Source organism: Mycobacterium deserti (assembly GCF_025345615.1).
Lineage (GTDB): Bacteria > Actinomycetota > Actinomycetes > Mycobacteriales > Mycobacteriaceae > Mycobacterium > Mycobacterium deserti.
In genome coordinates this window covers 231,941-253,531 of record NZ_JAODWD010000005.1, presented here as the reverse complement: position 1 = coordinate 253,531, position 21,591 = coordinate 231,941, and the positions used below count along the sequence as shown (strand labels likewise).

Genomic DNA, 21,591 nt, shown 5'->3' with positions numbered 1-21,591 from the left:
GCTCAGGTGGTCCCGTGCCGGGATCGCAAGGGCTGGTGAGGTCCTGCGCTGCCGACCAGTCCGCCTTCGGAGATGACCGACGTGTCGTCGTCACTGTTCCCGCGACCGCGGCCGTTCCCTTCGGATGCCGACCCCGGCGAGGCATCCCGCCCCCCGGTGCGGCCCTGGCCCGACGACTGACCCATCCGGTTCTCGAACGTCGCCACGGTGCCCAGGATGGAAACCGTCGCCCCGCGAAGCCGCTGCAGCGCCCGGCGCAGTGCGGTACTGGTGGTGCCCCGGATTCGGGCCAACAGCAGCGCCCCGTCCGACAGTGCACCGATGACGGCGGCGTCGGAGTAGTCGTCGAGCGGCGGGGTGTCGATGACGACGTAGTCGAATCCCTGTGTCAGCTCCTCGAGTAGGCGTCCGGCACGATCGGTGGCCCACAGCGCGCTGGGCCGCGGCGGGCGCGGCCCGGCAGGCAGGACGGCGATCGTCTGCTCTCCGACGGGAACCTGACCGAGCAGCCCGTCGCGCGCGCCGTGCTCACCGGACAGGGCCGTGGACAGTCCCCGCGCGTTGGCCGAATCGCGCATCGGACCGCTCAGCGGCAGCCGTTCGGCCAGTGTCGGGTTGCGCAGATCGCCGTCGACGAGGACCACCGACTTGCCTGTCTCGGCCAACGCCGCGGCCAGGTCGATGGCAACCGTGGTGCGTCCGTCGCCGCGCGAGGGACTGGTCACGGCAATCACCTCGGGTGGCCGCTGGTTCTTTGCTGTGGAGACGAATCGCAAATTGGTGCGCAGTTCGCGGATCCGGTCGGCGTACGCGCTGTCGGCGTCCAGATCGACCACGGCCGCCTTGGCGCGCGCACGGTCGGCCGGCAAACCCGCGATCACCGTCGTGCCGACGGCGTTCTCGACCGAATCACGGCCCCGCAGTCGCTTGTCGATGACACCGGTCAGGATCGCGGCGAGAATCCCGAGCACCAGACCGGCAAGCGCGCCTAGTGCCACGCGCAACGGCCAGCCGAAGCCGGCGGGCGCCGTCGGATAGCCGGCCTCGTCGACGACGACCGCGCCTGCGGCCGGGGAACCGCCGCGCCGCGAGGTCTCCAACTCGCTGACCAGATTGACCAACTGGCCCGCGACCGCATTGGCATACGTCTGCGCCTGAACGGGGTCAGGATCGGTGACAGTCACCGTGAAAAGCACCGTCTTCGGCGCCGCGACTGCGGTGATCTTCTCCCGCAATTCATCGGCGGATATGGGTGCCTTCAATTGGTCGACGGCACGCGCGGCGACCTGTTCGCTGGTGGCCAGTGAGGCGTAAGAATTGGCGCGGTCGACCGAGAACAAGTTGTTCTGGTACGCCTCGGTTGCCGTCGAGCCATTCTGCGTCGCCACGAAAAGTGTCGCCGTGGACTCGTATTCGCGCGTCTGGAACTGCCATGTCGCGTAGCCGATCGCGCTACCGACGACGGTGAGGACCACGATGACCCACCAGTACCTGGCGAATATGCGCAGGTATTCCCTGATCTCCAAAGTCGTCTCCCCTTGTGAGTCGGTTTGCAACGAATGACAGGTTAGCGGCCGAGAACCATGTGGCCCGAGTCGACACGGTCGCCCGGCGGGTTTGAGCTTAGCTGGCGAAGCTGAGAACATAACCATCGTGAACACCCGCGGCGAGATGATCCGCACTTTGATGGTGTCCCTGGCGATCCTCGTCGTGGTTCCCGCGATCGCGTGGGTCGCGTTGTCGTTCGGCCAGCTCGCGATGCTCGGGGTGGTCGGGCTGATCGGTGTCGCTGTCGCCGTCTATATCGGTCTACGGCATCCGCTCTGGCTGTTCTGGTTCCTGGCGTTCGTCGTCGGTGCCTTGCCCTTCGGCCAGTTTCCCGGCGTCAACCTGCCGCTCTACCTGCCGCTGGCGTTCGGCGCGCTGGTCGCCATCTATGTGCACCCTCGGCTGGCGCGACCCACGCATCCGATCGAGATGGCGGTCTGGGCGCTGCTGCTGACGTCGGTGGCGTCGGTGCTGGTCACCAGCCACACGCTGATCAGCGCGATCATGATCGTGCGGTGGGGCATCGTCACGCTCGTCGCCGTGGCGCTGATCCAGCTGTCGAACGAGCACCTCGCCAAGTTCGGGCGGATCTTCGTCTACGGTTCGGTGCTGAACGCACTTTTCGGCTTGTACATGGTCGCGTTCGACCCGGCCCAGACCGCGTTCCGCTACCTACGGATCTTCGGGTACGCCGCCGAACTGACCTCACCGCGATTCGCGTATTCGCAAGGCGGCGCGACGCAACTGATCCGTCTCGGCGGCACGTCGGTGGACCCCAACGGCGAGGGCATCGCGTTGGTCGTGGCCCTGGCGGTGGCTCTCATCCTCTTCGCGGGCTGGCGGCGCGTGTGCATCACCGCGATCATCGGCGTCGCCTTGCTGCTCACTCTCAGCCGCGCCAGCATCTTCAGCGCGGTCGTCGGTGTCATTCTGGTGCTGATCTTCCACCGGATGCGCACCCGCGACCGGATGCTGGGCTTGGGCGGGCTTGCCGCCCTGGTCGTCGTCGGGTTCCTCACGCCGTCGATTCGGACCCGCTTCCTGAGCGCGTTCGCCAGCGACGACCGCGGGGCCAACGACCGCGTGGCGTCCCTTCGCGACTTCCCCCACCAGATGTCGGGGCACTGGTTGTTCGGACTGGGCTGGGATCGCCCGGAGTTCACGGACGGCAACTACGCATTCCTTCTCAACCACGTCTCCAATGCGCCGCTGCTAACCGTTTATCGCGGCGGCATTTTCGCCGGCCTCGCCTTCCTTGCGGTGATGATCGTCGGCTGCGTGTACGCGTATCGCGCCATCCGCTCCGACTCGTTCCCGTTCGCGCTCTACGGCGGAATATTCATCGGCTTTTGCCTTGTCGCCCTTCAGCTTGACCATCCCGTCGGCGGAAGCCCGCCGTCGGTGCTCAAATTCGCGATTTTCTTGGCGTTCCTCGTCTATATGGATCGCGCCAAAAATGATGGCATGCGACACGTGACGTCCGATGCCCGGGAAAAGGCTGTCGCTGCGGCAAACTGAGTGCGCATTTCGCGTAATCACACGCGAATATTTGGCCAACCGGAGGTCACTCGTGCGCGCCGTACGCAGTTCGAGGTTTCGCCGTTTCACCACAATAATTGTCGCTCTCGTCAGCGGAATTGCCTGCGCGGCAGGAATTGCGCTGGTGCTTCCTTCGGAATCGCCGCGAAAAGTCATCGTGGAGCAGAGCGCAAACATCAATCCCCTTCCGACGACGATCGGCATCGCCGATGCCGACATCTACGGAATGTCTGCCGCCGACGTCGACAGGACGTTGCAGGCGATGGGCAACACGAACGTCAAGACGGTTCGCCTGATGATCCCCTGGGCCGGCGTCGAACCGCTCAAGGGACAACTCAATTGGGCCATGGTCGACAAGACGGTGAATGCGGCCGCCGCGCGCGGCATGTCGATCCTGGGCTTCATCAATTCGACTCCGGCATGGGCGGTGGGGTCCGGCGGCATGCCCATCAGCGGCAGGCCCGCCTCGCCGGCCGTATACGGGGAGTTCGCCGCCAAAGTCGCGACCCGATACAAGGGCAAGATCTCCGCCTACGAGATCTGGAACGAGCCGAACTCGGCCCAGTTCTACACTCCGACACCCGATCCCGCCGGCTACACCCAGCTGCTACGGGAGGCGTACCCACGGATCAAGGCCGTCGACTCCAGTGCCACGGTCATCGGCGGCGTGGTCGGCTCGGTGGTCGACTGGGGCAACTTCACCATGAACCCGGTGCGGTTCGTCCAGGGCATGTACGACGCGGGCGCGGGAGACTTCATGGATGCGCTGTCGTTCCACCCCTACCACTACCACCTGAAGTTCTCCGACGGTGTCCCCGTTGTCAATTCGCCGGCGCAGCAGCTGATGGACATGCGTCAGATCATGGTGGCCAACGGCGACTCCGCCAAGAAGATCTGGGCGACGGAGTACGGGCAGCCCACCTCCGTCGTCGACGAGGCCGGCCAGACCGCTTTCCTCAAAGAGATGTGGACCAAGTGGCAGGAGCTGCCTTACACCGGGCCGCTGTATCTGTACACCACCCGGGATCGCAAGTCCGGAAGCACGACCGACCAGGACACGTTCGGGTTGTTGCGCACGAACTGGACGTCCAAGCCCGCGCAGCAGGCCCTGCAGTTCGCCATTCCCGCCGGCCCGGCCAAGTCGCCGGAGTTCGGACGCTTCGCCGCGGTGACCGACTCAGCGCACGGCACGGTACTCAGCCCCGTCTTCCGGGCCATGCCGACGGTCTGGGCCCAGGTGCGTACCGTCAACACCCTGTTCGAGACGCCGTCGGGGATGAAGTCGTCGCCCCGGCCTGTCGCGGCGGTCGCGTTGGCCCGCAAGGGGATTCCGACGACGCCTTTCGCCAACGGCTGGCAGGACTTCGATGCCGCGAACGACTTCCGGGTCTGGTGGTCGGAGGCGACGGGTGCGCACTGGGCGAGCGTCGGCTTCGCCCAGGCGTGGCGGCCCGAGCTGGGGCTGGCGACCAGCGACGAGACCTACGTCAACGGAATGAACCGGGTGAACTTCCAGCGCGGCTACATCACGTGGCAGCCGTGGATCGGTTTCAAGGTCTACGTCACTTGAGTTCAGGCGCCGGTCCTGCGGCGCCGGGCGCCGGCTTCCTGGGCCGGTACAGCGCGATCGAGAAGCAGATGAGCAGCAGCGCGTCGGTGACCGACGTCGAGATCGCCGCACCGACGGCACCGGCGAACGACAGCGCGGCGACCAGACCGAACTTCACCGGAACCAGGGCGAACGCCGCCGTGAGCCGGAACAGGTCGCGCCGTTGCGTGGTGAGGACGACCTGGAACACCGACACGACGACGCGCAGCGCGGCGAAGATCGACATGATCATCATCGCGACCGCCAGTTCCCTTGCCGTCGGCCAGAAGAACATCACCAGCCCGACGGTGAGCACCAGGGTGCCGCCCGCGGCAGCCAGAAGCAGGGTCAGTCGCAGTCGCGGTCCCGCGGAGACGTCGCCGTCGGCGTTGCGCAGCTTCTCGTGAAAGCTCATGCCGAAGGACTGGCCCAGTGCCGCGACCGCGGCGCACACCACCCACGTCAGGGTGTAGTAGCCGACGGTGGTGGTGTTGGTGAGCACGCCGAGCAGCAGCACGTCGCCCTGCAGATACAGTGCGGTGCCCAGTAGTTCGCCCGTCAGGGCCGCCATGAGTCGCGGGTTGCCCGGCAGCCCGGGTCGATGTCCGCGCACGGCCCTGGCCGCGAGCGCGACGATGACCACGTAGGGGGTGCAGTAGAGCAGGCTGGCGGTGGTCAGCGACGGATCCGGCGCGAGGAACAGGTACGCCGTGCCGATGCCGACTCCGGTGGCCTGCCTGGCCGTGTCCATCCGCCAGAACAGATGCGGATGACCGTCGCGGGCGACGCGGCTCTTGAGCACGTTCAGAGTGATCTCGCCGCCGGCGACGATGATCCCGAACCCGGCCACGTAGCTGACCGTGAGCAGCAGCAGGCCCGCCGTGATCAGCGTCACCCCGAGCAGAAAACGCGCCGTCCGTTCCGCGAGAAACCGATCTTCGGACTCGCGGATCGCCCGCACCGAGAACGGATTGTCCAGTGACGGCCCGACGATCGCGTTGAGCGCGACGGCCATGCCGTAGAGGCCGTAGTCGCTGATGCCGACGTGCCCGATCAGGGCCGTGGCCCACAGCAGGCCGAGTCCCCGGGTCCCGTAGATCCAGAACATCGACACAAGGGTTTTGGCGACGTTCCCGAGGTTGCGCGGCACCGCGTCCGTCATGTCGACGCTTCGACCGTGCCCGCCAGCAATTTCGTCCACGCGGCCGCGAAGGCTTGCGCCGTGCTGACGTCGGAGCGGGCGTGCCGGCACCGTTCGGCGTTGTCGCCGATGCGGGTGAGCCGCGCTTGGTCGTCGACCAGTTCTACGATCGCGGCGGACAGGTCGCGCGCGGCCGCCCCGGGCCGGTCGGTGTCGGCGCGCACCACGACGGCTCCACTGGCCTCGTCGAGTTCGGCCAACGAACCATAAGCGGTGCACACCACGGGAGTTCGGTAGGCCATCGCGTTGGCCACCGCACCCGAGGCGGGATAGGTCTCGGCGTACCAGTGCCTCTTGTTGTACGGAATGACGATCGCGCGCACCGACTCGAAGAACGCGTCCTCGTCGCGGCCCTCGACCGGACCGACGATCTCGACGCCGTCCGCGCTGGGCAGGTGTTCGGTGCCGCGGCCCGCCACGCGTACCGTCATGTCGGGTGGCAGCAGCTTGCGGATGGCGGCGATCAGCTCGAAACCCTTGCCGCGGTAGACGTGCCCGAAGAAGCCGATGGCCCTCGGCCGGGACTGCGCGGGCAGGATGTCCGGCCTGGGCTTGACCAGGTGTGGTACGTAGACGACGTTGGCGCCGGGGTAGGTGATGGTGATCGAGCGCGACCCGATCTTGCTCAGCGCGAACAGCATTCGATGCCCGTTGACCGCTCCCTCGAGCACCCGCGACACGGGTCGCAGCGGGTAGTGCAGGCCGTGCATCAGCAGACGGTGGTGGGCGACGAAGCGGGTGCGGGCGGGCCACCAGATACCCTGCGGCGGATCGTGGATGGTCGCCGTGACCGGAACTCCGGCCAGTCCGGCGGTGGCCCAGAACGCCGACACCCCGCCCGCGGCCAGTTCGGCGTGCACCAGCACGCGCCCCGGTGGTGCCTGTTCGACGGCTGCGGCCACGGCCTTGCGGTGTCTGCCGATGTCGCGCACCCCGTCGACCCCGGGTCCGCCCGTGCGTACTTCGACCACCTCGCCGAAGTAGGGCCGTACCGCGCGCGCGAAGTACTCGGAGTAGTCGCCCACGGCGGTCTGCCCTTCGGCCGGGCCGACGAAGACCAGCCGAAAATCCTTCAGAGAGTCGGACATCGGAGTCGCTATGTACCGCTGTCCGCGCGCGGCGGGACCGCGTCCGGGTTGCGCTTGGCGTATGGCTTGGCTGGATTTCCGCACACCACCGCCAACTCGTCGACGTCGCGGATGACCAGCGAGTGGGCGGCCACGACGGCGCCGCGGTGGACGAGGCTGGGCAGCGTCATGGCCCGGTTGCCGATGTATACGTAATCCTCGACGACGGTAGGGATCGGCACCGGCAGGAAGTCCGGATGGTTGATGTCGTGGCCACCGCCGAGCAGATGCACATCCCTTTCGATGGTGACATGGTCGCCGATCCACAGCCCGCCGCGCGCGTCGAGCAGACACCGGCTCCCGACGGTCGTGTTGTTGCCCAACGTCAAGAACTCGATGCTGAGCACTTTGGTGCCCCGGCTGATGACACAGTTGCGGCCGATGTGCGCGCCGAGCAGCCGCAGATAACCCTGGCGCGCCGCCTGCACCGGAATATGGGTGACGATCATGTTGTAGCCCAGTTCGCCCAGATAGTTGCGCAGCTTGCGCTTGAACCCCATCCCCTCCTGGAGGATGTCCACCACATGGCCGTCCGGCCCGAACACCCATTCCGGCGGCGGTGGGATCTTCAACGTAGGCGCAGCGGCGAGCTTGCGAGCCACGTCCTGCGGGTCAGCGGTGTCGGGTTCTACAGTCACCGAGGATGCTCCTGTTCGTTGCGGCCGACTAACAATAGCGTCGAAGTTCTAGGTACGAGCACCGCCTCAGGGGTCCGCAGGATTTGCCAGCATGTTCGACCACACGGCGGCGTATGCCGCGGCGGTCCGTGCCGCCGACCGTTCCTGGCGCGTGCGATCGGCGTTCTCGCCGAGCTGCGCCACCCGCGCGTCGTCGTTGACCAGCGCGGTGATCTCGGCCGAGAAGCCGGCGGGCAGCGCGCGGGGATCTGCGCCGAACATCGGCACCACCACGGCCCCGGTCTGCTCGTCGAATTCGGCAAGCGAGCCGTAGCCCGTGCACACGATCGGGGTGCGGTAGGCGAAGGCGTGCGCGGCCACCGACGACGCGGGATATGTGTCGGCGTAGAAATGCCGCTTCCCGTAGGGGATCACGATCGCGCGCACCGATTCGAAGAACGCATCCTCCTGCGCGCCGTCCACCGGGCCGACGATCTCCACCCCGTCGGCCTGCGGCAGCATCTCGGTACCGCGGCCCGCGACCCTGATCAGAATATCGTCGGGGAGCTCTTTCCTGATGCGTGCGATCTGCTCGAATCCCTTGCCGCGGTAGACGAATCCGAAGAAGCCGATCGCCTTGGGCCGCAAGTGTGCCGGCTTGATCACGGGGCGCTCGCGCACCAGGTACGGGATGTAGACGGTCTTGGTCTTCGGGAACGTCATCTCGATGGACAGCCGGCCAATCTCGCTGAGCGCGAAGATCGTTCGCCGACCGTTGGCCGCGCCCTCGATCGCCCGTGAGACCGGCCGCAGCGGGTAGTGCAGTCCGTGCATCAACAACCGGTGCCCGGCAAGGTACTTCGTTCGGGCCGGCCACCAGATGCCCTGGGGTGGATCATGCACCGTCGCGGTGACGGGCACTTTGCCCAGCCCCACCGTGGACCAGAACGGCGCGATGCCGCCGGCGGCCAGCTCGGCATGCACCAGCACGCGCCCGGGCGGACCCACGGCGACATGCTCGGCGACCGCCTTGCGGTGCTGCCAGACACTGCGGGCGGTTTCGCCGCCTGGGCCCAGCGTGCGCCGCTGGACGATCTCGCCGAAGTAGGGCTGCAGATGGTGCAGCAGGTCCTCGGAGTAGTCGCCCACCGCGGTTTGACCGTCGGCGGGACCGACGAAAACCAGCCGGTATTTCTTGAGATCGACGATGCTCACCAGAACGGCGCGCGGAACCTGCCGCTGTACTGCAGAGCGCCGGGGCTGCGTTTGGCGATCACCTTCGCCGGATTGCCGCCGACCACCTCGAGTTCGCCGACGTCCTTGATCACCACGGCCTGCGCGGCCACGACGGCGCCGCGGCCGATGTGGCACGGCAGGGTCATCGCCCGACTGGCGATCCACACGTAGTCCTCGACCACCGTGGGATTGGGAACGGGCAGGAAATCAGGGTGGTTGATATCGTGACCGCCTCCGAGCATCTGCACGTCGCTGGCCAGAATAACGTTGTCGCCCAACCACAGTCCGGCTCTAGCGTCGAGCATGCAGCGCCCGCCCACGGTCGTGTTGTTGCCGATGGTGAGGAACTCGATGTCCAAAACCGTCGTGCCGCGGTTGACCGCCGCACCCTTGCCGATGGTGGCGCCGAACAGTCGCAGGTACGCGAGGCGGACGTGGTGCGACGGGATGTGGGTGACGAACATGTTGTAGAGCAGTTGCCCGACCCGGTTGCGGGCCTTGCGGAACAGCCCCATGCTCTGCATCCGGTAGTTGGCGACCCTGCCGTCGGGCAGCAGATCGTATGTCGGCGGTGGCGGCAGTTTCAGCGTCGGCGCGGCCGCGACCTTGGCAGCGACGACGTCCGGATCCGTGACGGCCGGCTCTCGACTCACGAAATTCGCTCCTGTTCTAGGTCCGAAACAACCATGGCCTCAACGATATCGGCGAATGTCAGTGACGGCCGCCAGTCGAGCAGTGCCGATGCCTTCGCGGCGTCGCCGACCATAACCGTCCGGTCCGCGGGCCGCAGCAACGCATCGTCGCTTTCGACATATTGTCGCCACTGCGAAACTCCCGCGATGGCGAACGCGGCCTCGACGAATTCGGCGATCGAGTGCGCCGCGCCGGTGGCGACGACGAAGTCGTCACCCTTGCCGTGCAACGCCATTCGGTACATCGCCTCGACGTAGTCGGGCGCCCACCCCCAATCGCGCTTGATGCTCAGATCGCCGAGTACGAGGCGATCTTGGCGGCCCGCGGCGATCGCGGCGACGGCCTTGGTGATCTTGCGAGTGACGAAACGTTCCGGTCGCCGCGGCGACTCGTGGTTGTACAGGATTGCGTTCGTGGCCTCGAGACCCTTGGCCCGGTAAACCTGACACATCATGTGGCCCATGGCTTTTGCCGCGCCGTAGGGTGAGATCGGCTGCACCGGGGTTGCCTCGGTCTGCGGCGAGTCGCCGGCTCCGGCGAAGATCTCACAGGTCGAGGCGTTGACTACGGTGATCTTGCGCCCAGAGCCGTCCTGCACACGTAGGCAGCTGTCCAGCAGGGTCGCCGTGGACAAGGCGTTGACCCGCGCGGTCGATGTCGGGTCCGCCCAGGATGCGGCGACCGAGGACACGGCGGCGAGGTGAAAGACCAGATCGGGCTGCACCTTCTGCACGAGTGCAGCGACGGCGTCGGAATCCAGCAGATCAGTGGTGTGGGGTGTGACGCCCGCGGGCACCGCGCCGGCCCGCGGCGAGGGCACGCCGTGCACCTGATAATCCCGATCGACCAGCAGCTCGGCCAGGTAACGACCGTCCTGGCCCGTCACACCGGTGACCAGCGCCGTGCCGCCGTCACCTGACATCTAGGGCTGCCAAATCGTCGACGGCCGCGTACAGCTTTTCGGAGAAGCGTTCCTCGGTGAACTGTTCCACATGGCGACGGATCTTGTCGGCGTCGAAGGTCGACGCCTCGAACCGGTCCAGCGCCGCGGCGATGGCGTGTGGCTCCGGCTCGTCGAAGTACATGCCGGTGACACCTTCATCGATGGTGTCGAGGAAACCGCCGAACCGCAGCGCGACGCTGGGGCGCCCCCACACGCCCGCCTCGATCGGGGTGAGCCCGTAGTCCTCGAAGCTGGCGGCGATCAGCGCCCGGCAGTTCTTGTAGAGCCACGCCATCTGGCCGTCGGTCAGGTCCGACACCATGCGCACGTTGTCCGTCTTCATTGCCCGCAGCCGGTCGCCGTCGGGACCCCTGCCGACGACCACGAGCTGCCGGTCGGCGCCCGCGAATGCGCGCACGATCACGTCGACGTTCTTGTACGGAAGCAGCCGCGACACGACCAGGTAGAAATCGCCGGGGCCGCCTTCGGAGCCGGAATCCATGCCGGGAACCGGCTCGGTGTCGTAGGTCTGCGACATGGCCACCGGGGCGAACAGTACGTCGGCGTCGATGCCGTAGGTCTCTTTGATGCGGCCCTGGATCAGCGTGGAGATGGCCAAATACTTGTCCGACGCATGTGCCATCCGGCGGTCCCACGCCTTGAGATAGGGCGCGGTCAGCCGCAGCCCCGCCCGCTTGAGGATGTTCGAGTCGTCGCCCAGGTACTTGTCGGACAGATACAGCCACCGGGCGGGCGAATAGCAGTAGATCAATTTGCGCCCGCGGGTGCGGAAGCCGTGTGCCCAGCCGCTGGTGCTCGTCAGCACGATGTCGGCGTCGACGAAAACCGAACGGGCCACCAGCGGAAAGATCGGCAGCGCGGCCCGGTGGTGCTTGCGCGCCAGCGGAATCTTGTTCAGTCCGGACACCCTGATATCCCGGTCAGCAAACTCCGGATAGGTGGTCGACGGCTCGTAGAGCATGGTGTAGATCGGCGCTTCGGGAAACGCCTTGCTCATCGACAGCACGATCTTTTCCGCGCCGCCGAGCTGCGTCAGGTAATCATGGGCAATCGCCACCTTGGGACCGTCGGTCCCGTCGTATTTGCGAGTCCCTTGCACGCGAAAACCCCTTGCGAACGCCGTATTGGTCATTGTCGGTAAATGGCTGAAAGCTGGATCCGGTCCTGGCGGAACCAATTCAACCGCTAATCGGTTCCGGCCACGAGCGAAACTGCTGCCCCACGATACTCGCCGCGGAAACCCGTGCTGACAATCTGTTCGCCCGGCGTGCCGGACGGACACCGCAGGCCGACATCAAAATCACCGTCGCTACGCCGTGGACCAGGTTGTTTCGATATGCGGTTCGGTCGGTTGTCGATCTTTCATCCGGTGCGTCCCGGCCGTCGAACTCTTGTTAAGCAGGGATGCGCCCGGAGCGGGTATAGTGTGGCGTTCAGCAAACTACCACCGGAGTGACTACATGGGAAACGACGACTTCGCCGGCGCGGTGATCAGCCGCAAAGGCCGAGTTGAGTACACGGACGTCGACGCGCTGTGGAAGGGCTACGACAACTTCGTCCGCGAACTCGCGCAACGCGAAGGCGTCGACCGCGTGGCCGAACTCGGGGGCGGCGCGAACCCGATCATCGGTGACGCCGACAAGTGGGGTTTCGCCAATCACCGCGTGGTCATCGACATCTCGGCCGTCGAACTCGACAAGGCGCAGGGCGACCTCGAGACCCGCGTCGCCGACCTGTGCCGGCCGATCAACGACGAGCACAACACCTACGACCTGTTGTTCTCCAAGATGCTGTGTGAGCACTTGCCCGACGCGCGAATGTTCCATCAGAACTGCTTCAACCTGTTGCGTCCGGGTGGCTTGTCGGTGCACTACTTCCCGACGCTGTTCACGTTCCCGTTCGTGGTCAACAAGCTGATGCCGGAAAAGGCGGCGCGCGCGCTGCTCGACAAGGTTCAGCCGGGCCGCCTACAGCTGGGCAATATGGACAAGTTCCCGGCCCACTACCGGTGGACCACCGGCCCGACGAAGCGGGCCATCCGGCGGTTCGAAAGCGTCGGGTTCGAGGTCGAGGAATGGCACGGGGCGTACGGCCATCACTACTACCACGTGGTCAAGCCGCTGGACGCGATCGAACGCGCGAAGTCGCGGTTCCTCATCAAGCACCCGGTGCCCGCGCTCACGAGCTTCGCGGCCGTGGTGTTGCGCAAGCCTGCTTAAGGGGACTTTAAGGCCGTTCGTTAGCATCGACGACCATGACTAGCGTTACCGAGCCGTCGGTCGAGCCCTCCGGTGAACACGAGCCGGACATCCACACCACCGCGGGCAAGTTGGCCGATCTGCGCAAGCGGACCGAGGAGGCCCTGCACCCGGTCGGCGAGGCTGCGGTCGAGAAGGTCCACGCCAAGGGCAAGCTGACCGCGCGAGAGCGGATCCTGGCCCTGCTGGACGAGGATTCATTCGTCGAACTCGACGCGCTGGCACGCCATCGCAGCACCAACTTCGGGCTGGAGGCCAACCGGCCACTCGGCGACGGCGTGGTCACCGGCTACGGCACCATCGACGGCCGCGAAGTGTGCATCTTCAGCCAGGACGCGACCGTCTTCGGCGGCAGCCTGGGCGAGGTGTACGGCGAGAAGATCGTCAAGGTTCAGGAACTCGCGATCAAGACCGGCCGTCCGCTCATCGGCATCAACGACGGCGCGGGCGCGCGCATCCAAGAGGGTGTCGTCTCACTTGGTCTGTACAGCACCATCTTTCACAACAACATCCTGGCCTCGGGCGTCATCCCGCAGATCTCGCTGATCATGGGCGCCGCAGCAGGCGGGCACGTGTACTCCCCCGCCCTCACCGACTTCGTCGTGATGGTCGACCAGACCAGCCAGATGTTCATCACCGGGCCGGACGTCATCAAGACCGTCACCGGCGAAGAGGTGACCATGGAGGAACTCGGGGGCGCGCACACCCACATGGCGAAGTCGGGTCTGGCGCACTACGTCGCCTCCGGCGAACAGGACGCCTTCGACTACGTGCGCGACTTGCTGTCCTACCTGCCGTCGAACAACTACGCCGACCCGCCGCGCTACGCCATGCCCGATACGGCGGGCGCGATCGAGGACAACCTCACCGAGGAAGACCTCGAGCTGGACACGCTGATCCCGGATTCGCCGAACCAGCCGTACGACATGCACGAGGTCATCACGCGCATCCTCGACGACGACGAGTTCCTCGAAGTCCAGGCGGGCTACGCGACCAACATCATCGTCGGCTTCGGACGTGTCGACGGCCGTCCGGTCGGCATCGTCGCCAACCAGCCGACGCAGTTCGCCGGCTGCCTGGACATCAACGCCTCGGAGAAGGCGGCCCGCTTCATCCGCACCTGTGACTGCTTCAACGTCCCGATCGTCATGCTGGTCGACGTTCCCGGCTTCCTGCCCGGCACCGAGCAGGAATACAACGGCATCATCCGGCGGGGCGCCAAGCTGCTGTACGCCTACGGTGAGGCGACCGTCGCCAAGGTCACCGTCATCACCCGTAAGGCCTACGGCGGCGCGTACTGCGTGATGGGGTCCAAGGAGATGGGGGCCGACGTCAACGTCGCGTGGCCGACGGCTCAGATCGCGGTGATGGGCGCTTCGGGTGCGGTGGGCTTCGTCTACCGGTCCAAGCTCAAAGAGGCGGCCAAGAACGGCGACGACGTCGACGGGCTGCGACTGCAACTTCAGCAGGAGTACGAGGACACGTTGGTCAACCCGTACATCGCCGCCGAACGCGGTTACGTCGACGCGGTGATCCCGCCGTCGCACACCCGCGGCTACGTGGGCACCGCGCTGCGCCTGCTGGAGCGCAAGATCACGCAGATGCCGCCGAAGAAGCACGGGAACATCCCACTGTGAGCGGGGCGAACAATCCGGCACCTGTGAGCGAGGCACCTGTGAGCGAGCCACTTGAGGCCGACGAGCGGCCGAGCCAGGCACACGACCCCCATATCCAGGTCGTCAAGGGCAAACCGACCGACGACGAGCTGGCCGCGGTCATCGCGGTGCTCGCCGCCTCCTCGGGGACTCCGCCGGAGCCGCGAGAACAGGAAGTGAACCTGTGGGGCCACCCGGTCGACCGGTTGCGCTACGCGACGTTCAGCTGGCAGAAGGTGACCCTGGTCGAACGGACGCACATGCGCAAATGACGCGGTTCGTTCTCGCGTCGGCTTCTTCCGGCCGTCGGAAAGTGTTGCGCCAGGCTGGAATTGAACCACTTGTCATCGTCTCCGGTGTCGACGAGGATGCCGTGATGGCGCGGCTGCATCCAAATGCCACGCCGCCAGAGGTGACGACCGCGCTGGCCACGGCCAAGGCCGACGCCGTCATCGCAGATCTCGATACCGACGTCGCCGCCGACTGTGTCGTCATCGCCTGCGACTCGATGCTCTTGCGCGACGGCGCACTGCTCGGCAAGCCGGCCTCGGTCGATGCGGCCCGACTCGGTTGGGAGCAGATGGCGGGGAGCGCCGGCAAGCTCTATACCGGCCACTGCTTGATTCGATTGCGGGACAACAAGATCGCGTTCCGCGATACCGGGGCCATCCACACGACGGTGCAGTTCGGGGTCCCGGCGCCGGGCGATCTCGACGCGTATCTGGCCAGCGGCGAACCCACCGCGGTGGCAGGTGGGTTCACGCTCGACGGGCTGGGCGGGTGGTTCGTCAACGGCGTCAACGGCGACCCGTCGGCAGTGATCGGAATCAGCCTTCCCCTGACGCGCGCACTGCTCGAGCGTGCGGGGTTGTCGTTGGCACACCTCTGGACGAGCAATGCCGTGCCGCCCTCCGATCACGGGTGATTGCTGGCCAAAGTGGCATACAGCGTTGCTGGCGCAAATTTCTTCACTTTGCGCATTACCTCAAGATCGGCGCTAGTAGGACCCCGCTGACGCTGCGCTCAGGAGGGCGCCCGCCGAACGATATCCGCACCGACGGACAACCCACCGCGAGGCAAATGAAATTGGAGCAGCGGCATGTGGGTGCGCCGCGCTGCATTCTTTACCGCCGTAAATAATGTTGATCACCAGCGTATTTGTCCCGAGTCTAGGGCCGACGGCCTGCTCGCCGACGGTGGCGGCATTCCGATTTCATGATCGTCGGTGAACGCAGCGGGAATCTCGCGCAAATTGACGGACAGAAAAGAACACGCGGCTTATTCGCAGATATTGCGATATTGGCTGTAATGATGCGATTATCTTTGCTACTGAGAAGCACGGAATTCACAGCGCGTACCCGACCGGCACGCCGGGGAAGGAAGTTCGATGGGCGGCAAGCACTACACGCAACGTAAGCACCCGTACCTGGTGCACACGGCGGTGGCCATCGGCGCCCTCGCCGCCGCCGGCGCCGCCTTCGGGAGCGCGAGTAGCGGGGACACGCCAAGCGGACCGGCGGTAGAGACCAGGCCGTTCTCGCTCGGCGCGTACGCCACCCCGAACAGCTTGTTCGCGGAGGCGGTGCGAGCGTCGAGTCCGCCTCAGCAGCCCTCGCAACTGGCATTCGGCACTGCCGCCTCCTCTGGCGGGGCATCGAGCGCGCCGACGAGTCAGTCGGCGCCCGTTGCCCCGAGCGCGGCGCCGAACACGTCGCTGAACGTCGGTGCCTTCGACTTCATCCGCGACTACTTCACGTACCCCACCCACAACGACGACCCGCCGCTGGCCGGTTTCCCGCACTCGGTGAAGATCTATTACGAGCGGCCGTGGACCATGATCACGACGCCACTGGCGACGGTCTCGGCCGCGCAGGCGGCCAGCGGAGTGGCAATGAACTACGCCGAGGCCGGACTGCTGATCGGCGCCGGACTCAACACCACATGGCAGCGCGCGATGTCGGAGATGTCTGCGGTCAGCCTGCAACAGGATCCTTTCGCCGTCGCCAACGACGTGTTCCGGGTGTTCGTCCGCAACGGCGAAGCGCCGGGTGAACACGGCGGCGTGCTGATCGGAAACGGTGCACCCGGTGCGGCGGGCCAAGACGGCGGCAACGGCGGGATGTTCCTCGGATCCGGCGGCAAGGGCGGCGACGGAGCGGCCGGTCAGGACGGCGGCGACGGCGGAAGCGGCGGGCTGGTCTTCGGCAACGGCGGGCAGGGCGGCAAGGGCGGCGACGTCACCGGCGCAGGCGACGTGGTCGCAGGCGACGGCGGCAAGGGCGGCGCCGCGGGCATGTACATCGGAACCGCAGGCGCCGGTGGCGCGGGCGGCACTGCCACCTCTACGACCGGAAAAGCAGAAGGCGGCACCGGTGGCGCGGGCGGGGATTCCGGCTTCCTCGGCAATGCCGGAGCCGGTGGCGCCGGTGGAACCGCGAATGGCGTCACGGGCGCGACCGGCGGCGACGGCGGCGACGGCGGCAACCACGACCTGCTCCAGGGCAACGGCGGTGCGGGCGGCGTCGGCGGCGACGCGAACACTGCGACCGGTAATGCCACGGCAGGCGACGGCGGCGACGGCGGCCGGACCGGCATCGAAGGCAACAGCGGTCGCGGCGGCAACGGCGGTGACGCGCAAACCGGTTCGGGCGTGGCGACCGGCGGCAACGGCGGCGACGCCGGAGACACCGGTTGGGACGGCAACACACCGGCCACCGGCGGCAGCGGGGACGCCATCGGCGGCCACGGCGGCGACGCTTCTGCAGGCCAGGGCACCGCGATCGGTGGCAACGGCGGCGACGGCGGCAGCTCCGGCTGGGATGGCGACGGCGGCAAGGGCGGCGACGGCGGCGACGCCGAAGTGGTGACATCCGGCGACGCCGTAGGCGGTACCGGCGGCGAGGGCGGAGCCGGCGGATGGCAGGCGCCCAGCGGCCGCGGTGGCCATGGTGGCGACGCCGAGACCGGTAGCGGCACGGCCACCGGCGGCGACGGCGGCGCTGGCGGCGACGGCGTCTTCGGCGTATTCGATGCGCCCGGCGGTATCGGCGGTAAGGGCGGCAACGGAACCTCGCACAACGGCACGGGCGTCGCCGGCAACGGCGGCGACGGCGGAACCGGACAGGGCGGCGGTGCCCACGGTGCCGACGGAGCCGACGGCGCCGGAAGTTCCGGCAGCGGCGACTCGGGCGGCTCCAGCACCGACTGACGGGGTCGGCACGGGCCGGCTCCTAGTTCACGATCGCGGTGCGATGTCGAGTAACCGCTTGGGGTGCATGCCGTCGACCATGCCGACGAACGGCGGGTGAATGCTGTATCCCAGCATCCGGCGAAGGTCTTCGGAAACCGCGTTGACGGTGTCGCGAGGAGTCGACAGGGTGAACGCTTCTTGGGTTCGAAGCCATGGTTCGCAGTACTGCGCAGTGACGGCCAGGCGAGACTGTCCTGAAAGGTTGGCACCGCCGCCGTGCCACAGGGTGCCGACGAAGAACACGCACGAGCCGGGAGGCATCGTCACGCTGACCCGGTGGTCCTGGTCGGTGGCACGACGCTGACTGTTCCATTGGTGACTGCCGGGCAGCACGACGGTGGCGCCGTTGCCTTCGGTGAAAGCATCGATCGCCCAGATAGTGGCGGCACTCAGCGGTGGCCGCGGACGTGGGATGGGATACATGCCGTCGTCGTAGTGCAGTAGCTGCGCCTGCTCGCCGGGGTTGATGTTGATGACCTGCAGCTGGGAGAGCAGGTAATTGGGCATGAGTAGCCGGTCGAGAAGTGCCAGCACTCGCGGGTGCTCGACGAGTACATCGCAGACGCGGGTCTTGGTCAGTACGTTGTACAGCCGCTGAGTACGTTGTCCTTCAAAGGAATTGCGACCCGACTTGCTCAGGAGTGGTTGGACCGCTTCCTTGATCTCCTCGCAGATCGCAGCCGTAATCAAATCTTCCACGATGATGAAGCCGTCGCGTTCGACGGCAACCAGGTCGGCATCCACAACGGCAGGTGCGATGGCGTCTCCGCTGCTGGCGGTGACCTTGAACCGGCCGGCGAGGTCGGATCGCAGGTCGTCGACGGATTCAATGGTGCGGGCGGTAGCAGCACCGGAAGGGTTGTGCGACAAGGGTCGTCCTCTCAACGCTGGGGCAGTCCGACCGCGCCGGACACGAATGCCCAAAGCTGGTCGACGACGGATTCGGCGGGCGGACGAGGCGTCCGCGTGAGACATACCGCGACAACCGCGTTGGTTCCGCCGAGGGTCGCCGCCGCCAGGAACTCCGGATCGCGCTCGTTGGGGAGTTCGCCTGTTCGTTGGGCGTGGGCCATATTGCGGGCGCCGACCTCGGTCAGCTCCTGCAGGTGTCGGGTGTTTGCGGCGGCCACGTCGGCGTCGCCGAAGCCGGCGAGCACGATCGGTGCCACCGGCTCGTCGTAGAGGAAGGACACCCAATCGCGGATGCGCTGCAGCTCACGCTCCGCCCAGGTAGGGGCGTCATAGGTGCGCATCGCCGCCGCATCGCAGAGCCGCTGGTGAAATGCTTCGAGCACCGCGACAAGCAGTCCGGTCCTGGTGGCGAAGTACCGGTAGGGCAACCCCACGCTCACCCCGGCTCGGCGGGCCACCGCCGCCACCTCGAGTTCGCCGGTCTCCGCCAACTCGTCGGTGGCTGCCGACAGCAGCCTGTCCCGTGCGAGAGCACCTCTAGATTTCACCGGCACACTCATGCGATGACTGTAAGTTGAGTTCAACTCAAAGCAAAGTGTCCGAGGCACGACGTACCCGTGGGCTGCGCCTCAGCCGAGTGCCGACCTACATCAAGTCGTTGGCGGGTTTGGCGTCTCGGTTCTCGGCGTACCACGCGACCGTGCGCTCGAGTCCGTCGTCCAGGCTCACCGTCGGCGACCATCCCAGCGCACGCATCTTCGTGATGTCCGCGCAGCGCCGCTTCGTGCCACCCTGCTGCAGTTCTCCGGCTTGGATATCCAGATCGATGCCGACGATCTTGCCGATGCGGGCGGCGAGGTCGCGAATGCTGACCTCTTCGTCGCTGCCGATGTGGTAAATCTCGCGGTGCCCGCCCTTTTCGTACATCGTCAGGATTCCCTGCACGACATCGTCGACGTAGCAGAACGAACGCGTCTCGGTGCCGTCGCCCTGAATTGGAAACGTGCCGTCACCCGCGTCTCTGGCGGCCAGCGCCCGCATGATGAACTGCGGTTCGACGTGCTTCCACCCCATGTTCGGACCGAAGACGTTGTGCGGCCGGAACACCTGCACCTGCCGATAATGGTCCCGGCCGTAGTTGAAAGCGATGAGCTCGCTGACGATCTTCGAACCACCGTAGGAGTAACGGGGATTGAGGCTGTCGGGAAGCATCAGCGGAATCGTCTCGGGAGTCGGTATCACCGCCGGCGTCTGATAGACCTCCGCTGTCGAGGCCACCACCAGATCCGGCACACCGGCCGCGCGGCCGGCGTCGACCACAGCGAGCGCCCCGCGCAACCCGACGTCGAGCACGAGTTCCGGTTGCTTGTAGAAGTTTTCGGTACCGTTGATCGCTGCCAGGTGCATCACCACCGTCGCACCCTTGAACGCACGTTCCAGCGCCTGTTGATCACGCACATCGCAGGTGAACAACTCCACGTCGTCGGCAACCTCGGCGAACCTGCTCGCATCGCCGCGCACCATGGTGTCGACGACGGCGACGTCCCAGCCGTCGGCGACCATGCGCTTGACCAGATAGGCGCCGATGAATCCGCCACCACCGGTGATCACGACCCGCTCAGCCACCGGCGGGCACCCATCCGCTCTTGCCGACCGCGAAATAGGAATCGCCGAGTTCGGACGCGGGAAGGTGGCTGAAGTGGTTCCAGTAGTCGAACACGAACCCACCCGGGCCGATGAATTCGCTGATGGTGCGCGGCGAAATGGTGCCCAACGACGGATGGTTGTTGCCGATCACCACCACCGACGCACCGCTGACGGCATCGCCGAACCGGTTGAACACGCGCTCGTCGGGAAACTCGGAGGCAAGTACCTCCGGCGGCGTGACCGGATCGTAAACGCCGATCTCGGCATCGGGGTGGGCCTTCTTCAACGCGTCGAGCACCTTGACCGACATCGACCCGCGCAGATCGCTGGTCTCCGGCAGTCCCTTGAACGCCATGCCGACGAGATTGATTTTCAGCGGCCCGTCCTTGGCGAGGCCACGCCGGTCGATCTCGCTGCTGATGAAACGGACCGTCTCTTCGGGCTGGCGCTCGTTGACCAACCGGCCCGCCGCGGTCATCTCCAGGTGGACGCCACGCGTGCGGGCGCTCTCCATCAGGATGTGTGGGTCCTTCTCCAGGCAGGGCCCGCCGACCAGACCCGGCATCGGGATGTTGGTGCGGTTGTAGCCGAGTTTGCCCGACGCGATGACCTCATGAGCGCTGACGCCGAACGCATCGCATAGCCGCGCGACTTCGTTGGCGAACGCGAACTGCACGTCGCGGAAGGTGTTGCTGACCAGCTTGATGATCTCGGCGGTCTCGACGCCGGACACCTGCACGATCGAGTTGGTGAGCCGCCGGAACAGCGCGGCGGCGCGATCGGCGACGGCCTGGTCGTCGGCACCGATGATTTGCGGCAACTCACGCAGTTCCTGTAGCGCCTTGCCTTCGAGCGTGCGCTCGGGGCACATCGCGATGTCGAACGACTTGCCGCTGGAGGCCAGCGCGGGCGTGACCACGTCGCGGGTGGTGCCCACCTTCACGGTGGAGCGCAGGATCACCAGCGCGCCGTCGCGCATGTTGGCGGCGATGTCGCGGGCGGCGGCATCGATCATGTCGACGCGGGCGACGCCGTCCGACGACAGCGGTGTGCCCACCGTGATGATGTAGGTGTCGCAAGTGAAGCTGTCGTCGAACGCTGCGACGGCCCGGAGTTTGCCCGACCGGGTCACGCCGGACAGCGCGTCCGGCAGTCCGGTCTCGGTGAAGTGCGGGGTGCCCTCGTTGGTCAGGTCGACGATGTCTTGCCGGGTCTCAACGCCGATCACCGAATTACCTGCTTCGGCGAGCACGGTCGCCAAGGTCAACCCGACATAGCCGAGTCCGACGATTCCGACGTCGTACTTTGCTGGCTCAGACATATCCCTCCGGTTCCAATCTCGAGGAGAAGTTTGCG

General features: G+C 66.4%; 19 protein-coding genes. 7 read left to right on the top strand and 12 right to left on the bottom strand.

Features of this window, described 5'->3' with window-relative positions:
- Window positions 1-2: 2 nt before the first annotated feature.
- Window positions 3-1,556 carry a polysaccharide biosynthesis tyrosine autokinase gene (locus N4S67_RS21030; protein WP_260994961.1) on the bottom strand — a complete coding sequence of 518 codons (1,554 nt, stop codon included), beginning with the start codon at window positions 1,554-1,556 and terminating at the stop codon, window positions 3-5.
- A 97-nt stretch (window positions 1,557-1,653) separates the two neighbouring features.
- Between N4S67_RS21030 and N4S67_RS21025 the strand changes: the two genes are divergently transcribed.
- Entirely contained in the window at window positions 1,654-3,066 is a 1,413-nt protein-coding gene (locus N4S67_RS21025; RefSeq protein ID WP_260994960.1) for an O-antigen ligase family protein, read from the top strand.
- Window positions 3,067-3,244: 178 nt separating this feature from the next.
- Window positions 3,245-4,657: an endo-1,4-beta-xylanase gene (locus N4S67_RS21020; protein ID WP_260994959.1), complete on the top strand. Its 1,413-nt coding sequence runs from the start codon at window positions 3,245-3,247 to the stop codon at window positions 4,655-4,657.
- Here the strand turns inward: N4S67_RS21020 and N4S67_RS21015 are convergent.
- The 7 genes from N4S67_RS21015 to N4S67_RS20985 form a co-directional block, all read right to left on the bottom strand.
- Window positions 4,650-5,837 (bottom strand): hypothetical protein, encoded by a 1,188-nt coding sequence (locus N4S67_RS21015; RefSeq protein ID WP_260994958.1) that lies wholly within the window; start codon window positions 5,835-5,837, stop codon window positions 4,650-4,652. The two genes, N4S67_RS21020 and N4S67_RS21015, sit on opposite strands and share 8 nt — an antisense overlap.
- Complete coding sequence (locus N4S67_RS21010; RefSeq protein WP_260994957.1) at window positions 5,834-6,964, bottom strand: glycosyltransferase; 1,131 nt, start codon at window positions 6,962-6,964, stop codon at window positions 5,834-5,836. The genes N4S67_RS21015 and N4S67_RS21010 overlap by 4 nt, the downstream gene beginning before the upstream one ends.
- A gap of 8 nt (window positions 6,965-6,972) precedes the next feature.
- Window positions 6,973-7,641 carry an acyltransferase gene (locus N4S67_RS21005; RefSeq protein ID WP_260994956.1) on the bottom strand — a complete coding sequence of 223 codons (669 nt, stop codon included), beginning with the start codon at window positions 7,639-7,641 and terminating at the stop codon, window positions 6,973-6,975.
- Window positions 7,642-7,707: 66 nt separating this feature from the next.
- Window positions 7,708-8,835: a glycosyltransferase family 1 protein gene (locus tag N4S67_RS21000; RefSeq protein ID WP_260994955.1), complete on the bottom strand. Its 1,128-nt coding sequence runs from the start codon at window positions 8,833-8,835 to the stop codon at window positions 7,708-7,710.
- On the bottom strand, window positions 8,832-9,509 hold the full coding sequence (locus N4S67_RS20995) for an acyltransferase (protein ID WP_260994954.1): 678 nt from the start codon (window positions 9,507-9,509) through the stop codon (window positions 8,832-8,834). The genes N4S67_RS21000 and N4S67_RS20995 overlap by 4 nt, the downstream gene beginning before the upstream one ends.
- Window positions 9,506-10,471, bottom strand: a complete 966-nt coding sequence (locus N4S67_RS20990) for a GDP-mannose 4,6-dehydratase (RefSeq protein ID WP_260994953.1) — start codon at window positions 10,469-10,471, stop codon at window positions 9,506-9,508. The genes N4S67_RS20995 and N4S67_RS20990 overlap by 4 nt, the downstream gene beginning before the upstream one ends.
- Window positions 10,461-11,570, bottom strand: coding sequence for a glycosyltransferase (locus tag N4S67_RS20985; RefSeq protein WP_260994952.1), 1,110 nt, complete (start codon window positions 11,568-11,570; stop codon window positions 10,461-10,463). The genes N4S67_RS20990 and N4S67_RS20985 overlap by 11 nt, the downstream gene beginning before the upstream one ends.
- A gap of 403 nt (window positions 11,571-11,973) precedes the next feature.
- On the opposite strand from N4S67_RS20985, the gene N4S67_RS20980 reads away from it, so the two are divergent.
- The 5 genes from N4S67_RS20980 (at window position 11,974) to N4S67_RS20960 (ending at window position 17,634) form a co-directional block, all read left to right on the top strand.
- Window positions 11,974-12,732 carry a class I SAM-dependent methyltransferase gene (locus N4S67_RS20980; RefSeq protein ID WP_260994951.1) on the top strand — a complete coding sequence of 253 codons (759 nt, stop codon included), beginning with the start codon at window positions 11,974-11,976 and terminating at the stop codon, window positions 12,730-12,732.
- A gap of 35 nt (window positions 12,733-12,767) precedes the next feature.
- Window positions 12,768-14,408: an acyl-CoA carboxylase subunit beta gene (locus N4S67_RS20975; protein ID WP_260994950.1), complete on the top strand. Its 1,641-nt coding sequence runs from the start codon at window positions 12,768-12,770 to the stop codon at window positions 14,406-14,408.
- Between the two features lie 38 nt (window positions 14,409-14,446).
- Entirely contained in the window at window positions 14,447-14,698 is a 252-nt protein-coding gene (locus N4S67_RS20970; protein WP_260994949.1) for an acyl-CoA carboxylase subunit epsilon, read from the top strand.
- Window positions 14,695-15,351, top strand: a complete 657-nt coding sequence (locus tag N4S67_RS20965) for a Maf family protein (protein WP_260994948.1) — start codon at window positions 14,695-14,697, stop codon at window positions 15,349-15,351. Before N4S67_RS20970 ends, N4S67_RS20965 begins: the two co-directional genes overlap by 4 nt.
- A gap of 462 nt (window positions 15,352-15,813) precedes the next feature.
- Entirely contained in the window at window positions 15,814-17,634 is a 1,821-nt protein-coding gene (locus N4S67_RS20960; protein WP_260994947.1) for a hypothetical protein, read from the top strand.
- A 27-nt stretch (window positions 17,635-17,661) separates the two neighbouring features.
- Here N4S67_RS20960 and N4S67_RS20955 read toward each other — a convergent pair whose 3' ends face one another.
- From N4S67_RS20955 to N4S67_RS20940, 4 genes are all read right to left on the bottom strand, one after another.
- Window positions 17,662-18,546: a phytanoyl-CoA dioxygenase family protein gene (locus N4S67_RS20955; RefSeq protein WP_260994946.1), complete on the bottom strand. Its 885-nt coding sequence runs from the start codon at window positions 18,544-18,546 to the stop codon at window positions 17,662-17,664.
- 11 nt (window positions 18,547-18,557) lie between these two features.
- On the bottom strand, window positions 18,558-19,148 hold the full coding sequence (locus tag N4S67_RS20950) for a TetR/AcrR family transcriptional regulator (RefSeq protein WP_260994945.1): 591 nt from the start codon (window positions 19,146-19,148) through the stop codon (window positions 18,558-18,560).
- A gap of 85 nt (window positions 19,149-19,233) precedes the next feature.
- A complete protein-coding gene (locus N4S67_RS20945; RefSeq protein WP_260994944.1) occupies window positions 19,234-20,214 on the bottom strand; it encodes an NAD-dependent epimerase/dehydratase family protein in 981 nt (326 codons plus the stop codon).
- Complete coding sequence (locus tag N4S67_RS20940) at window positions 20,207-21,556, bottom strand: nucleotide sugar dehydrogenase (protein ID WP_260994943.1); 1,350 nt, start codon at window positions 21,554-21,556, stop codon at window positions 20,207-20,209. Before N4S67_RS20940 ends, N4S67_RS20945 begins: the two co-directional genes overlap by 8 nt.
- Window positions 21,557-21,591 lie beyond the last annotated feature (35 nt).

Coding starts and splice junctions, on each gene's coding strand:
- N4S67_RS21015 (WP_260994958.1), bottom strand. CDS start 5,837: ATGACGGACGCGGTGCCGCGCAACCTCGGGAACGTCGCCAAAACCCTT.
- N4S67_RS21010 (WP_260994957.1), bottom strand. CDS start 6,964: ATGTCCGACTCTCTGAAGGATTTTCGGCTGGTCTTCGTCGGCCCGGCC.
- N4S67_RS20990 (WP_260994953.1), bottom strand. CDS start 10,471: ATGTCAGGTGACGGCGGCACGGCGCTGGTCACCGGTGTGACGGGCCAG.
- N4S67_RS20980 (WP_260994951.1), top strand. CDS start 11,974: ATGGGAAACGACGACTTCGCCGGCGCGGTGATCAGCCGCAAAGGCCGA.
- N4S67_RS20975 (WP_260994950.1), top strand. CDS start 12,768: ATGACTAGCGTTACCGAGCCGTCGGTCGAGCCCTCCGGTGAACACGAG.
- N4S67_RS20965 (WP_260994948.1), top strand. CDS start 14,695: ATGACGCGGTTCGTTCTCGCGTCGGCTTCTTCCGGCCGTCGGAAAGTG.
- N4S67_RS20960 (WP_260994947.1), top strand. CDS start 15,814: ATGGGCGGCAAGCACTACACGCAACGTAAGCACCCGTACCTGGTGCAC.
- N4S67_RS20950 (WP_260994945.1), bottom strand. CDS start 19,148: ATGAGTGTGCCGGTGAAATCTAGAGGTGCTCTCGCACGGGACAGGCTG.
- N4S67_RS20940 (WP_260994943.1), bottom strand. CDS start 21,556: ATGTCTGAGCCAGCAAAGTACGACGTCGGAATCGTCGGACTCGGCTAT.